Origin of the sequence: Roseateles sp., from assembly GCF_047654785.1 — a bacterium.
In the GTDB taxonomy this organism is placed as follows: domain Bacteria; phylum Pseudomonadota; class Gammaproteobacteria; order Burkholderiales; family Burkholderiaceae_C; genus Pelomonas.
In genome coordinates this window covers 467393-481616 of the sequence record NZ_JASGKQ010000002.1, presented here as the reverse complement: position 1 = coordinate 481616, position 14224 = coordinate 467393, and the positions used below count along the sequence as shown (strand labels likewise).

Here is a 14224-nt window from a genome sequence, read left to right as displayed (position 1 = left end):
ATATGCCAACTTCTCAACTCATCCGCGGCTATGAGGTCGTCATCGGCCTCGAAAACCACGTCCAGCTCTCCACGCAGAGCAAGATCTTCAGCGGCAGCTCCACCGCGTTCGGCGCCGCGCCCAACACCCAGGCCTCGCCGGTGGACCTGGCGCTGCCCGGCACCCTGCCGGTGTTGAACCGCGCGGCCGTCGAGCGCGCGATCCGCTTCGGCCTGGCCGTGGGCGCCAAGGTGGCGCCGCTGTCCATCTTCGCGCGCAAGAACTATTTCTACCCGGACCTGCCCAAGGGCTACCAGATCAGCCAGTTCGAGATCCCGGTGGTGCAGGGCGGCAAGGTGGAGTTCTTCGTCGGCGACCGCAAGCACGTCGTCAACCTGACCCGTGCCCACCTGGAGGAAGACGCGGGCAAGAGCCTGCACGAGGACTACCACGGCCAGTCGGGCATCGACCTGAACCGCGCCGGCACGCCGCTGCTGGAAATCGTCTCGGAGCCCGACATGCGCTCCGCCGCCGAGGCGGCCGAGTACGCCAAGACGCTGCACGCGCTGGTCATGTGGCTGGGCATCTGCGACGGCAACATGCAGGAAGGCTCGTTCCGCTGCGACGTGAACGTGTCGGTGCGCAAGCCCGGCGAGCCCTTCGGCACGCGGCGCGAGATCAAGAACCTGAACAGCTTCCGCTTCCTGGTGGACGCGGTGAACTACGAGGTCAACTGGCAGATCGACGAGATCGAGGACGGCCGCCGAATCAGCCAAGCGACCGTGCTCTACAACCCGGACACCGGCGAGACCCGCGCGATGCGCAGCAAGGAAGACTCGGCCGACTACCGCTACTTCCCGGACCCCGACCTGCCGCCGCTGGTCATCGCGCCCGAGTGGGTGGCGCGCGTGAAGGGCGAGATGCCCGAGCTGCCAGCCGTGATGGCGGCGCGCTTCGAGAGCGCCGACGGCCTGCCCGCCTACGACGCGACCATGATGACGCAGAGCCTGGCCACGGCCCGCTACTACGAGGCCGCCAAGGCCGCGGGCGCGGTGCCCAAGCTGGTCGCCAACTGGGTGATGGGCGAGGTCAGCAAGCGGCTGAACAGCGAGGGCATCGACATCGGCGCCGCGCCGGTCGGCCCGGCGCTGCTGGCGACGCTGATCGCCCGCATCAGCGACGGCACCATCTCGAACAACGCCGCCAAGCAGGTGTTCGAGGCGCTGTGGAGCGGCGAAGCGACGGACGTTGACGCGGTCATCGACGCCCGGGGCCTGAAGCAGGTCAGCGACACCGGCGCCATCGAGGCCATCCTCGACGAGGTGCTGGCCGCCAACCCGAAGTCGGTGGACGAGTACCGCGCCGGCAAGGACAAGGCCTTCAACGCGCTGGTCGGCCAGGCGATGAAGGCGACCAAGGGCAAGGCCAACCCGGCGCTGGTCAACGAGCTGCTGAAGAAGAAGCTGGGCTGAGCCCGGGGCGGCCGGCCGGGCCTGGCCCGCCGCCGGCTACTTGGCGGCTGGCTTGGGCGTGGCGGGCGGCAGGGTCCGGGGCAGCTCTTCCAGCGGCGGCAGCGACCCCGGGGCGGCACCCGCCCACAGCTTGCGCAGCCGGGCCAGCTCGGCGTCGAAGCGCGCGTTGATGCGCACCAGCTCGGCCTTCTGGTTCTCGATGAGCTGCTGCTGCGCCTCGACGGCGGCGTCGTTGGCGTCCAGCGCCTGCTTGAGCTTGGCCGGCAGCGGCCGGCCCTCGTAGAACTCGGCCTCGTCGGTCAGCGGCTTGCGCTCGGTGCCCAGGTCCTTGATGCGGCGCTCCGACAGCCTCAGCGCCTTGCTGGCGTCGTCCAGCGCCCCGTGGCGCGCGCGCTGGTGGGCGGCCTCGTTGGGGTAGCGCAGCATCAGCGTGCGGTCGCGGCGGATGGCGTCCTGCTGGGCGATGCGCAGGGCCGCGGCACGGCGGTCGGCGGCCTCCTTGGCGGCGCGCTCCTCGGGGCTGAGGAAGGGCGGCAGCGTGGCGCGGTGCGAGCCGTCGGTGTTGAGCACGCGCTGCTCGCGCGCGGTGCATTCGGGGATGGGGCGGTCGCTGGTCAGCCGCCGGCCGTCGGCGGTCGTGCAGGCGTAGATGCCCTTGCCCGGCAGGCCGTCCTGGGCCCAGGCGGCGGTGGCGAGCAGCAGGCTGGCGGCGACGACCGGCGTGCGCATCAGACCCCGTAACGCTCGCGGTAGGCCAGCACGGCCGGGCGGTGGGCGGCCAGCTCGGGCGCGCCGTCCAGGAAGGCCAGCAGGTCGGCCAGGCCGGCGATGGCGACCACGGGCAGGCCGTAGCGCTGCTGCACCTGCTGCACGGCGGACTGCGGGCTGTCCACGCCGCCTTCGGCCGCCTTTTCCTGGCGGTCCAGCGCGATGGCCACGCCGCAGGGCGCGGCGCCGGCGGCCTGGATCATCTGGATGGACTCGCGCACCGAGGTGCCGGCGGAGATCACGTCGTCGATGATGAGCACGCGGCCCGCCACCGGCGCGCCGACCAGCGTGCCGCCCTCGCCGTGGTCCTTGGCCTCCTTGCGGTTGTAGGCGAAGGGCACGTTGCGGCCGCGCCGGGCCAGCTCCACCGCCACCGCGGCGGCCAGCGTGATGCCCTTGTAGGCCGGGCCGAAGATCATGTCGAAGGCCAGGCCCGACGCGATCAGCCGCTCCGCGTACAGGCCGGCGAGGCGGCCCAGCTTGGCGCCGTCGTCGAACAGCCCGGCGTTGAAGAAGTAGGGGCTGAGCCGGCCGGCCTTGGTCTTGAACTCGCCGAAGCGCAGCACGCCGGCCTCCACGGCGAAGGCGACGAAGGACTGGGCGAGGGCGTCGGAAGCGGCGGCGGGAGCGGTCATGGCGGGGCGGCGGCGAGCTGGCCTGGTGCCCGCGATTGTAGGAAGGCTTTGCGGCCGGATTTCCCGGCCCCCGGAATCAGCGCAGCAAGGCCTGCATCAGCCGCTCCAGCACCCGGGGCTTGTCGGCCGCCAGGCAGACGGCGGCATTGGGCGCGCCCGCCGCCTCGCGGGTGTAGCCCTCGGCGTCGACCTCGATGCGCAGCGGCGTGGTCGGGCACAGCGCCGGGTCGAGCAGCCAGGCCACCGGCACCACGTCGAACAGCGTCGGCGTCGCGCTGGCCCAGGGCTGGTCGGCGTGGGTCCACTGCAGGTACATCAGCGCCAGCGCGTCGGTCAGCGTCGAGCCGTGGCTGAAGAGGGCCGCGCGCCTCTGGTCGTCCAGGCGCAGCGCGGTGGCGTCCAGCGGCATCATGACCAGGGGCACGCCGGACGCGAACAGCGCCTGCGCGGCCGGCGTGTCCGCGACGATGTTGTATTCGCGGTCCGGCGGCCGCGCCGGCCGGTAGTCGGACTTGCTGTAGCCCGCGCGCACCGAGCCGCCCATCAGCACCACCTGCTTGAACTGCCGGAAGCCCTGCGGGTCGCGCCGGAGCGCCGCGGCCACGTTGGTCAACGGCCCCAGCGCCAGCAGCGTGACCTGCCCCGGCTGCCGGCGCGCCTGCCGGAGCAGGAACTCGACCGCGTCCGGCTGCGCGGGCCCGGGCGGCGGCGCTTCGGCCGCGCCGGGCAGGCGCGGGCCGGCGGCCCAGCGCGCCTGGCTGAAGGCGATCTGGCTGGCCGTGCGCAGGCCGGCATGCACCGGAATGCCCTCGCGGCCGCTCTCTTGGAGCAGGCGCCGCACCATCCGGGCGCGCAGCGCGGTGTCGCCCCAGGCGGTGGTGATGCCCCGCACCTCCAGCGCCGGGCTGGCCAGGACCAGCGCCAGCGCGAAGCCGTCGTCGATGTCGTCGCCGATGTCCAGGTCGACGACGACCGGCAGCGGGGCGGCCCGGGCCGCCGCGGCCAGCAGCAGCGCCGCGAGGACGGCCAGGGGGCGGCGCGGCCTCACGGGCGGGTCAGGAAGTCGCCCAGCGCGGCGAGGAAGGCGGCCGGCGTTTCGATCATCGGCGCATGGCCGGCCTCGGGCACGACCACCAGCCGCGCGCCCGGGATCTCGCGCGCGTAGCGCTCGCCCAGCGCCAGCGGGATCAGCTCGTCGTGCTGGCCCCAGACCACCAGCGTCGGGATGGTGATGCCGGCCAGCTGGCCGTCGATGGCCTCGTTCAGGATGGCCGGGTTGGCGTGGACGGCGGCGATGGTGAAGCTGTCGCCCTTGGAGATGCTCCAGCCCAGGCCGTTGCGGATGGCGGCCTCGGTGTTGAAGGCCGGCGCGCGGAAGATGCGCGCCAGCAGCGCCTTCTGGCCGGCCAGGCTGGGGCCGGCGCCGCCCTTGCCGGGCGCGGGCTTCTCGAACTGCGCGGCCATCACCTCGCGGAAGCCGGCCGCGTCGGCCAGCACCAGTCGGCCCGGCTTGCGCAGCGTGAAGCTCTCGCCGGCCGCCTCGCCGCGCAGCGCCTGCAGCGTGTACTGCGCGGCGATCCAGCCGCCCAGCGATTCGCCCATCAGCTGGAAGCCGTCGGCCACCCGCTTCTCGCGCAGGAACTCGCCGAGGAAGTCCACCCAGGTCTGGATGCCGTACTGGATGAAGGGCTTGTCGGACTGGCCGAAGCCCAGCTGGTCCGGCGCCAGCACGTGGTGGGTGCGGGCCAGCTGGGGCATGACCTGGCCCCAGTCGCCGGCGGCGCTGCTGCCCAGGCCGTGCAGCAGCACCAGCGTCGGCTTGCCGGCGCCGGGGCGGCCGAGCTCGTGGTAGCGCAGGGTCGCGCCGAAGAGCTGGAGGCTCTTCTGCGCCGGCAGCCGGGGGGTGGCGCTGGCCGCGCGGGCGGCAGGCGCGGGGCCGGCGAGCGTGGTGGCGGCGGCCAGGGTCAGCAGTTGGCGGCGGGTGGGGGTCATCGGGCGGGCTTTCCTTGCGGTCAGAAGTTGGCGCGGAACTGGGCGCCGACGGTGCGCGGGTCGTTGATGAAGCCGGTCAGGTTGTTGAAGTCGATGCCGCCGGTGGCGCGGACCTGGCCGGTGCAGTTGCGGCAGAACAGCGAGGCCTCGTACTGCCCGCCGCCCCAGTTGTAGCCGAGCTTCAGGCCGCCTTCGAGCAGGGATTTGCCGGTGAACTCGACCGACTCGTACAGGAAGAAGTTGATCTTGCTGCGGTAGGACCAGTCGGTGTAGAGGTAGAGCTCGTCGCCGTTGGCCAGCGGGATGCCCCAGCGGGCGGTCGCGGTGGTGATCCACTTGGGCGCCTGCGGCAGCGGGTTGCCGTCGATGCTGGCGTAGCGGCCGGTGCCGATGGTGCTGATCGGGTCCAGCGGCGTGCATTTGCCGCTGCCGCAGACGGGCACGCGCAGCGAGGGGTCCTCGATCTTCGTGTCGTTGTAGCTGACGCCCAGCGACACGCGGAAGTCGCGGGTGAGCAGCGCCTCGCCCTCGAACTCGAAGCCCTGGCCGTGCGACTTCTTCGCGTTGATGAGCGCGGTGACGTTGGACGCGCCGCCCACGGCCGTGAGCTGCTGGTTCTTCACGTCGTAGCTGAACACGCTGAAGGACAGCCGGGCGCGGCGCTCCAGCAGGTCGGCCTTGACGCCGGCCTCGTAGGAGGTGTTGGTCTCGGGGTTGGCGGACGTCAGGTCCTGGCCGCTGGTGGGCGTGCCGAAGCTGGCGCCGCGGAAGCCCGTGGCGACGCGCGCGTAGACGCTGGTGTCAGGGCTCACCCGGTAGTTCAGGCTGAGGTCGCCGGTGGCCTTGGCGCCGGAGATGGCCTTGCTGCGCGGGTCGGCGAAGCCGTCCCGCATGTCGAAGCGCTTCTCGTCCCGGGTGTAGCGCAGGCCGGCGCGCAGCTTCAGGTCGGCGCTCAGGTCGTAGGCCAGCGAGCCGAACACGGCCCAGGCGTCGTTCTTCTGGCGCGACAGCGTGTAGCTGGTCTGCGCGGCGGTGGCGCTGTTGTAGCCGTAGCTCTCGCCCTGCAGCGACTCGTTGAAGTAGTAGACGCCGGCCTGGTAGTTCAGCGGGCCCTTGAACTTCGACGCGATGCGCAGCTCCTGGCTGAACTGGCCGTGGTCCTTGACGCCGCCGGCGGTCTCGACCGGGAAGGGCGTGTTGGTCGCGTCGCCGCCGTCGATGTCGCCGCGGGTGTAGTACTTGCCGATGGCCTCGTAGCCGGTGATCGCGTGCAGGCTGTGGTCGCCCAGGTCCCAGCTCAGGTTGGCGCTGCCGCCCCAGGAGCGGAACTGCTGGGTGTTGGCGCCGTTGGTGGCGACCGTCTTGGGGTCGAAGCCGTCGACCAGGTCGTTCGTGCCCTGCTTGATGATGTTGGCGCGGAACACGCGGGCGCTGCCGTCCAGGTCGCGGGCATGCAGGTTGAACAGCGCGTTGAAGCGGGCGTCGGGCCGGTAGAGCAGCTGCACGCGGGCGGCGCGATCGTCGTAGCCCTCGGTCTTGCGGCCGTTGTAGAGGTTGGCGGGGTCGGCGCTGCGGACCGTCACCCAGTCGCCGCGGTGCTGCGCCAGCGCCGACACGCGCAGCGCCCAGGCCGTGCCCAGCGGCAGGTTGACGGCGGCGTCGGCGTTGAACGTCGAATGCGTGCCCGCGGACAGGTTCACATAGCCCTCCGTGCCGTCCAGCGACGGCCTGGCCGAGCTGAACTTGACGACGCCGGCCGGCGTGTTGCGGCCGAACAGCGTGCCCTGCGGGCCGCGCAGCACCTCGACGTTCTCCAGGTCGAAGATCGGGAAGCCCTTCAGGATCGCGCTCTCCTGCACCACGTCGTCGTAGACCAGCGAGACCGGCTGCGAGGCGTAGGTCGAGAAGTCGGTGTTGCCGTAGCCGCGGATGTAGAAGCGCGGGAAGGTGCGGCCGTTGGACGACTCGATGTTCAGGCTGGGCACCTTGGCGGCCAGCACGCGCACGTCCTGGCCCGAGGTGGCGATCGCCTCCAGCTGCTCGGGCTTCATCAGCGTCACCGAGACGGGCACGTCCTTGGCGTTCTCCTGCTTGCGCTCGGCGGTGACGACCACCGTGCCGAGCTGCGCCTTGTCCTGGGCCTGGGCCCCGGCCTGGACGGCGGGCCAGGCCGCGAGGATCAGGACGACGGCCCGCGCCAGCGGCTGCGGGCGGCGGGAGGACAGGGCTTCGGGCGGGCGCATCGGCGGCTCCTGGAGGGGGGATCGCCGGTGTCTAGCAAGATGCGGGCCCGGCCCCGCTGGGATACTCCGGCCTTCACTTTCTTTCGGGGGCCGCGCCGGCATGCGTTTCATCACCGCCAACCTCAACGGCGTGCGTTCCGCCGCCAGCAAGGGCTTTTTCGAGTGGCTGGACCGGCAGCGGGCCGACGCCGTGGGCGTGCAGGAGCTCAAGGCCCAGGCGGACGTCGTGGAGGACAAGTTCCGCCGCTGCGACAGGCTCGACGGCCACTTCCACTACGCCGAGAAGAAGGGCTACTCCGGCGTCGGCCTGTACACCGCCGAGGCGCCCAGCGACGTCGTCACCGGCCTGGAGCTCCCCGAGTTCGACCAGGAAGGCCGCTGGGTGGAAAAGCGCTTCGACAAGCCCGGCCGCAAGCTCAGCCTGATCAGCGTCTACTTCCCCAGCGGCAGCAGCGGCGAGGAGCGCCAGGCGGTCAAGTACCGTTTCCTGGACGCGATCTACCCGCACCTGCTGGCGCTCAAGGCCGAGCGCGAGTTCATCCTGGTCGCCGACGTGAACATCGCGCACAAGGAAATCGACCTGAAGAACTGGCGCGGCAACCAGAAGAACAGCGGCTTCCTGCCCGAGGAGCGGGCCTGGATGACCCGGCTGCTGGACGAAGGCGGCCTGGTGGACGTGTTCCGCACGCTGAACGACCGGGCCGAGCAATACACCTGGTGGAGCAACCGCGGCAACGCGCGCGCCAACAACGTCGGGTGGCGGCTGGACTACCACCTCGCCACGCCCGGCCTGGCCGCGCTGGCCCGCGCCGAGTCCATCTACACCGGCGAGCTGTTCAGCGACCATGCGCCGCTGACGATCGACTACGACTTCAAGCTGTAAAACTGCGCATCCGGCACCCGCCCGGCCCGTGCCGGGCGCGGCGCGCCCCCGCAGAATGCGGCGCATGTCCCGCCCGCTGCGCCAGCTCATCGAGTCGCCCGGCTCGCCGCAGCACCAGCACGCCGCGTGGCGCTGGGTGGCGGGCGTGCGCTGGCGCCACCCCAAGCTGCTGGGTGCGCTGCTCGGCACGCTGCTGGACGACCCGCGCGCGCAGGCGCTGGGGCGCACCCGGCTGGGCCTGCTGCATGCGCGCTTTTGCTGCCTGGAGGTGCTGGGCCGCGGGCCCGAGCTGCTGGCCGGGCTGCTGGACGCCCAGGCCCAGGCGCGCGCGCAGGGCTGGCACCCGGAGAACGCCCGCCTGCTGTGCGCCGTCGGCCGCATCGCCTATGCCCATGCGGATTACCAGGACGCCGTGCAGCGCTGGGCGCTGGCGCTGGACGTCGCCCGGCTGTGCGGCGCGACCGACGCCGAGATCGAGGCCCGCATCGGCCTGGGCCAGGTCCACGACGCGATGGGCGACCGCCAGCGCGCCGCCCGGCTGCACGGCGACGCCCGCGCGCTGGCCGACGCGCTGCAGGACGACTACCTCGTCAGCAAGGCCGCCATCAACCAGGGCGTGAACCTGCGCGCCCTCGGCGAGCTGGACGCCGCGCGCAGCCAGCTGCGGCACGCCCACGCCACCGCCCGGCGCGGCGGCGTGCGCCACTACGTCGCCGAGAGCGGCTGGCAGCTGGCCGACCTCGGCCTGCTGCAAGGCCGGCTCGACGAGGCGCTGGACGAGGCCCAGCTGGCGCTGCGCCTGGCCCGGGCCGCCGGCAACGGCTGGCTGCTGGGCGGAGCGCACCGCACGCTGGCGGACATCCTGCAGCGGCAGGGGCGGCTGCCCGAGGCCCAGGCCGCCTACGAGCGCGCGCTGCAGCAGGCGCAGCGCACCGGCGCGCGCCGCCAGCTGATGGAATGCCACGAGGCGCTGGCGCGGCTGCACGAGCGCACCGGCGACTTCGCCGCCGCGCTGGGCCACACGCGCGCCGCCATGCAGCTGCAGGCCGAGGTGCTGCGGCAGCTGCACGTCGTCGAGAACCTAGAGGCGCTGCGCCAGCACGACCTCAGCGAGCGTCCGCCGCTGGAGCGGCTGCTGCTGCTCAGCGAGGAGCTGCAGCGGCTGGACACCGACAAGGCCGGCAGCCTGGCCCGGCTCTGCGCGTCCGGCCGCGACATCCTGCACGCCGACGCGCTGATGCTGTGGGAGTGGGACGAGCAAGCGCCGTCGCCGCACTGCGCGGCCCGCGCGGGCGACGCCGACGCCGCGCTGGCGGCGCGCTACGTGGCCGTCGTGCAGTGCCGGCTCGACGACCGCTCCGAGCTGCGCGCGCTACACGACCTGCACAACCACCCGGACTTCCTCGACCTCGCGCCCACGCTGGCCGCGCTCGGGCTGAACGCCGCCATCGAGGTGCCGCTGCGCCAGCAGGGCCGGCTGGCCGGGCTGCTGCTGGCGCTGCGCCGCGGCCAGGAAGGCGGCTGGAGCCGCGACGAGGTGCTGTTCGCCGCCCACCTCGCGGCGCTGGCCAACCAGCTCGAAAGCGCGCGCCGCACGCGCCAGTCCTGCGAGGCGCTGCAGGTCGCCAACGAGACGCTGGAGCAGCGCGTCGCCGAGCGCACGGCCGCGCTCGAACTCAGCAACCGGGCGCTCAGCCTGGCCAACGAGGCGCTCAACGAGGCCAGCCTCACCGACCCGCTGACCGGCCTGCGCAACCGCCGCTACCTGCTGCAGCACATCGAGGCCGACGTGGCGCTGGCGCGCCGCCACGCGGCCGCCGGCCAGAACGAGGGGCTGGCCTTCTTCCTGATCGACATCGACCACTTCAAGCGCATCAACGACGAGCACGGCCACGACGCGGGCGACCAGGTGCTGCAGCAGGTCGCGCAGCGCCTGGGCGAGGTCAAGCGCGCCGCCGACCACCTGGTGCGCTGGGGCGGCGAGGAGTTCCTGCTGGTGGCGCGCCGCCCGCCGGCCGCCGCCGCCGCGCAGATCGCCGAGCGCCTGTGCCAGGTGCTGCGCGAGCGGCCGTTCCCGCTGCACGGCGGCCGCGCGCTGGCGGTCAGCGGCTCGGTGGGCTGGGCGGTCTTCCCGGCGCACGCCGCCCGCGACTGGACCGAGGTGCTGGCGCTGGCCGACCGGGCGCTCTACCGCGCCAAGCAGCAGGGCCGCGACCGCTGGGCGGGGGCCGGCGAGGGCGGGCCGCCCCTGCCACAAGTCATGGCGCGTCGGGGCTAACCCGACCCTGATGGCGCCATCGCGGACGGGACAATCCGCGCCGCTTCCTGCGGGCCACCGCCCGCGCCCCCGAGTCCACCCTGGAACGAACCACGTGACCACCTCGTCCACCCCGACGGCCTACCCGGCCGCCCACGCCCCGGGCGGCGCCCAGATCCTGGGCCAGCCGCACCAGCTCTTCGTGCTCTTCTTCACCGAGATGTGGGAGCGCTTCTCCTACTACGGCATGCGGGCGCTGCTCGTGCTGTTCCTGATCACCGAGGCCAGCAAGGGCGGCTGGGGCTGGAGCCGCGCGGACGCGACCAGCCTGTACGGCTGGTACACCGGCCTGGCCTACGTGACGCCCATCCTGGGCGGCTACATCGCCGACCGGCTGCTGGGCACGCGCCGCTCGGTGCTGCTGGGCGGCTTCATCATCGCGGCCGGCCACATCGCCCTCTTCATGGAGACGGTGCCGACGTTCTACCTGGGCCTGGGGCTGGTGGTGCTCGGCACCGGGCTGTTCAAGCCCAACATCTCGGCCATCGTCGGCCAGCTCTACGGCAAGGACAACGAGAACGCCCGCGACAGCGGCTACACGCTGTTCTACATGGGCGTCAACGCGGGCGCCTTCTTCGGCATCTCGCTGTGCGGCTACATCGGCGAGAAGGTGTCCTGGAACCTCGGCTTCGGCCTGGCGGGCGTGTTCATGATCCTGGGCGCGATCCAGTTCTGGCTCAGCCAGGGCGTCTTCGGCCGCATCGGCGACAAGGCCGACGCCGCCGCCAAGGCCGAGCGGCAGGCGCTGGACGACACGCCCCAGCACGTCGTCGCCGACCGGCTGAAGGCGATCTTCGTGTTCTCCTTCTTCACGATCTTCTTCTGGTTCGCCTTCGAACAGGCCGGCGGCTCGATGACCATCTTCGCGGCCGACTACACCGACCGCGCGCTGGTCGGTACCAGCGGCCTGGTCTTCAAGATCGTCAACACCGCGATGACGCTGGTGCCCGCGGGCATCCTGACCTGGCTGCTGTTCAGGCTCTACCGCGCCACCGGCGGCCGCTACGCGCTGGCCAACCTGTCGCTGGCCGCGGCCTTCGCCATCGTCTGGGGCCTGAGCCTGTGGATGCTGGGCCGCGAGTTCGGCATGGACCAGAGCGAGGTGCCGGCCACCTGGTTCGGCGTGCTGAACTCCTTCTTCCTGGTCATCCTGGCGCCGATGTTCTCCAAGATGTGGGAGAAGCACTGGAACCCGTCCGGCCCGGTCAAGTTCGGCACCGGCCTGGTGCTGCTGGGGCTGGGCTTCGCGGTGCTGTCCTATGGCGCGGCGGGCATCCCGCAGGGCGCCAAGACGGCGCAGGTCAGCATGGTCTTCCTGTCGCTGGCCTACCTGCTGCACACGATGGGCGAGCTGTGCCTGTCGCCGGTGGGCCTGTCCTACATCTCTCGGCTCGCGCCGACGCGGCTGCTGGGCCTGATGTTCGGCGTGTGGTTCCTGAACGCCGCCATCGCCAACAAGATCGCCGGCTCCACCGGCGCCTACATCGACCAGATCTCGTCGACCTACTCGATGTCGGTGTTCTTCCTGATCTTCACGATCATCCCCATCGGCGCCGGCGTCATCCTGATGGCGCTGACGCCGCTGATGAGGAAGTGGATGCACGGCGTGCATTGAGGCTGCGGCCCGGCGGCCTCGCCGCCAGGCCGCGCGGGCCTCAGCCCGCCAGCGCCTCGGCGCTCCGGGGTGCCGCAGGGGCACGGGCGCCGAACACGCCCAGCACCACCTGCCAGGACAGGGCCACGGCGCCGACGATGAACACCACGTCGCCGAAGGTGCGCACCCAGCGCAGCGTCACCAGGATGGGCTGCTGCATGAACGCCTCGCTGCGCGCCCACCACAGGCCCTCGCTGACGCTGGCGTGGAACTGGATGATGCCGATGGGCAGCAGGCTGGTGGCGATCATCAGCACCAGGCCGGCGTTCAGGCCCCAGAAGCCGACCGTCATCAGCCGTGCGTTGAACACCAGCCCGGGCCGGATGTAGCGCAGCACCAGCAGCGTGAAGCCCAGCGCCAGGAAGCCGTACACCCCGAACAGCGCGGCGTGCGCGTGGACCGGCGTGGTGTTCAGGCCCTGCACGTAGTACAGCGAGATCGGCGGGTTGATCATGAAGCCGAAGACGCCCGCGCCCAGCATGTTCCAGAAGGCCACGGCGATGAAGCACATCAGCGGCCACTTGAGGCTGGCCATCCACGGCGCGCGGTTCTTCAGGCGCCACTGCTCCCAGGCCTCGTGGCCCAGCACGATCAGCGGCACCACTTCGAGCGCGCTGAACGCCGCGCCCACGGCCATGACCGGCGTGGTCGTGCCCGCGAAGTACAGGTGGTGGAAGGTGCCGGGGATGCCGCCCAGCAGGAACAGCGAGGCCGAGGCCAGGCTGGCGGACGTTGCCATGGGGCGCGAGACGAGTCCCATGCTGCTGAACACGAAGGCCAGCGCCGTGGTGGCGAACACCTCGAAGAAGCCTTCCACCCACAGGTGGACGACCCACCAGCGCCAGTACTCCATGACCGACAGGCTGGTGCGCTCGCCGTACATCAGGCCGGCGCCGTAGAACAGGCCGATGGCGCCCACGGAGGCGGTGAGCAGCGCGAGCAGGTTCTTGTCTTCCTTGTTGCGTGCGAACAGCGCGGGCAGCACGCCACGCAGCATCAGCACCAGCCACAGCAGGATGCCGACCCACTTGAGGATCTGCCACAGGCGGCCCAGGTCGATGAACTCATAGCCCTGGTGGCCCAGCCAGAAGTTCCATTCGGCGGGCATCACCTGCGCGATGGCGAGGTAGTTGCCCGTGAACGAGCCCACGCAGACGAAGACCAGCGCCCAGAAGAGCACGTCCACGCCGAGCTTCTGGAACTTCGGATCCTTGCCGCCGTTGATGACCGGCGCGAGGAACAGGCCCACGGCGAGGAAGCCGGTGGCGATCCAGAACAGCGCGCTCTGGATGTGCCAGGTGCGCGTGAGCGAGTACGGGAACCACTGCGACACGTCGATGCCGTAGAACTGCTGGCCCTCCAGCGTGTAGTGCGCGGTGAAGCCGCCGATGAACACCTGGAACACGAACAGCGCCACGACCAGGAACAAATACTTGCCCAAGGCGCGCTGCGAGGGCGTGAGGGCGAAGGTGGTGAGCGGGTCGCGCTTGGGCGCTTCGAGATCGGGCGCATCGTGCGAGCGCAGGAAGGACCAGCCCCAGACCAGGAAGCCCACGCCCGCCAGCAGCACCACCACGCTGGCGATGGACCAGACCACGTTCTCGCTGCTGGGCACGTTGCCGATCAGCGGCTCGTGCGGCCAGTTGTTGGTGTACGTCACCTTGCTGCCCGGGCGTTCGGTGCCGGCGGCCCAGGCGGTCCAGAAGAAGAAGTGCGTCATCTGCCGGCGGCGCTCGGCGCTGGGCAGGGTGTTCTCCTTCATCGCGAAGTTCTCGCGGCTCTTCTTCAGCGCGGGCGCGTCGGAGAAAAGCTGGTCGTAGTACGCCGCCGTCTGCGCGATGGCCTGGGCGCGGCGTTCGCTGACGACGAGCCTGTCCTGCGCGTCCACGCGGTTGCCGCGGTACTCGGCCTGCAGCTCGGCGCGCAATGCGCCCTGCTGGCTTGCGGGCAGCTCGGCGAAGGGCTGGCCGTGGCGCGCCTTCGCGGCCAGGTCCAGCCAGGCCGTGAGTTCTCGGTGCAGCCAGTCGGCCGTCCAGTCGGGGGCCTGATACGCGCCGTGGCCCCAGATGGAGCCCAGCTGCATGCCGCCCACCGACTGCCAGGCGGTCTGGCCGTCGAGGATGTCCTCCTTGTCGAACAGCGCCTTGCCCTCGGCGGTTGCCACCTGCGCCGGGATGGGCGGGGCGGAGCGGTAGATGTCCGCGCCGAAATAGCCCAGCAGCGAGAACATCACGATGCACAGCGCGATCAGCGTGTACCAGTGCTTCTTGTACGGACCCAT

At 71.5% G+C, this 14224-nt stretch carries 10 protein-coding genes; 4 read left to right on the top strand and 6 right to left on the bottom strand.

Going from position 1 to position 14224, the window contains the following annotated elements; all coding sequences use genetic code 11:
• Positions 1 to 2 precede the first annotated feature (2 nt).
• Positions 3 to 1451: an Asp-tRNA(Asn)/Glu-tRNA(Gln) amidotransferase subunit GatB gene (gene gatB, locus QM788_RS06670; RefSeq protein WP_415660698.1), complete on the top strand. Its 1449-nt coding sequence runs from the start codon at positions 3 to 5 to the stop codon at positions 1449 to 1451.
• A 36-nt stretch (positions 1452 to 1487) separates the two neighbouring features.
• Here the strand turns inward: gatB and QM788_RS06665 are convergent, their stop codons facing one another.
• The 5 genes from QM788_RS06665 to QM788_RS06645 form a co-directional block, all read right to left on the bottom strand.
• A complete protein-coding gene (locus QM788_RS06665) occupies positions 1488 to 2180 on the bottom strand; it encodes a hypothetical protein (protein WP_415660697.1) in 693 nt (230 codons plus the stop codon).
• A complete protein-coding gene (gene pyrE / locus QM788_RS06660) occupies positions 2180 to 2854 on the bottom strand; it encodes an orotate phosphoribosyltransferase (protein WP_415660696.1) in 675 nt (224 codons plus the stop codon). Before pyrE ends, QM788_RS06665 begins: the two co-directional genes overlap by 1 nt.
• A 76-nt stretch (positions 2855 to 2930) precedes the next feature.
• The gene (locus tag QM788_RS06655; protein ID WP_415660695.1) at positions 2931 to 3902 is read right to left on the bottom strand and encodes a nucleoside hydrolase; all 972 of its coding nucleotides are present in this window, start codon (positions 3900 to 3902) and stop codon (positions 2931 to 2933) included.
• Positions 3899 to 4846 carry an alpha/beta fold hydrolase gene (locus QM788_RS06650; RefSeq protein ID WP_415660694.1) on the bottom strand — a complete coding sequence of 316 codons (948 nt, stop codon included), beginning with the start codon at positions 4844 to 4846 and terminating at the stop codon, positions 3899 to 3901. The genes QM788_RS06655 and QM788_RS06650 overlap by 4 nt, the downstream gene beginning before the upstream one ends.
• Positions 4847 to 4866: 20 nt before the next feature.
• Complete coding sequence (locus QM788_RS06645) at positions 4867 to 7089, bottom strand: TonB-dependent receptor (RefSeq protein ID WP_415660693.1); 2223 nt, start codon at positions 7087 to 7089, stop codon at positions 4867 to 4869.
• A 100-nt stretch (positions 7090 to 7189) separates the two neighbouring features.
• On the opposite strand from QM788_RS06645, the gene QM788_RS06640 reads away from it, so the two are divergent.
• The 3 genes from QM788_RS06640 to QM788_RS06630 all read left to right on the top strand — a co-directional run bounded on the left by QM788_RS06640 (position 7190) and on the right by QM788_RS06630 (position 11904).
• On the top strand, positions 7190 to 7972 hold the full coding sequence (locus QM788_RS06640) for an exodeoxyribonuclease III (protein ID WP_415660692.1): 783 nt from the start codon (positions 7190 to 7192) through the stop codon (positions 7970 to 7972).
• Between the two features lie 64 nt (positions 7973 to 8036).
• On the top strand, positions 8037 to 10250 hold the full coding sequence (locus QM788_RS06635) for a diguanylate cyclase domain-containing protein (protein ID WP_415660691.1): 2214 nt from the start codon (positions 8037 to 8039) through the stop codon (positions 10248 to 10250).
• A gap of 94 nt (positions 10251 to 10344) precedes the next feature.
• Positions 10345 to 11904: a peptide MFS transporter gene (locus tag QM788_RS06630; protein ID WP_415660690.1), complete on the top strand. Its 1560-nt coding sequence runs from the start codon at positions 10345 to 10347 to the stop codon at positions 11902 to 11904.
• 40 nt (positions 11905 to 11944) lie between these two features.
• Here the strand turns inward: QM788_RS06630 and QM788_RS06625 are convergent, their stop codons facing one another.
• Positions 11945 to 14224, bottom strand: a complete 2280-nt coding sequence (locus QM788_RS06625) for a nitric-oxide reductase large subunit (protein ID WP_415660689.1) — start codon at positions 14222 to 14224, stop codon at positions 11945 to 11947.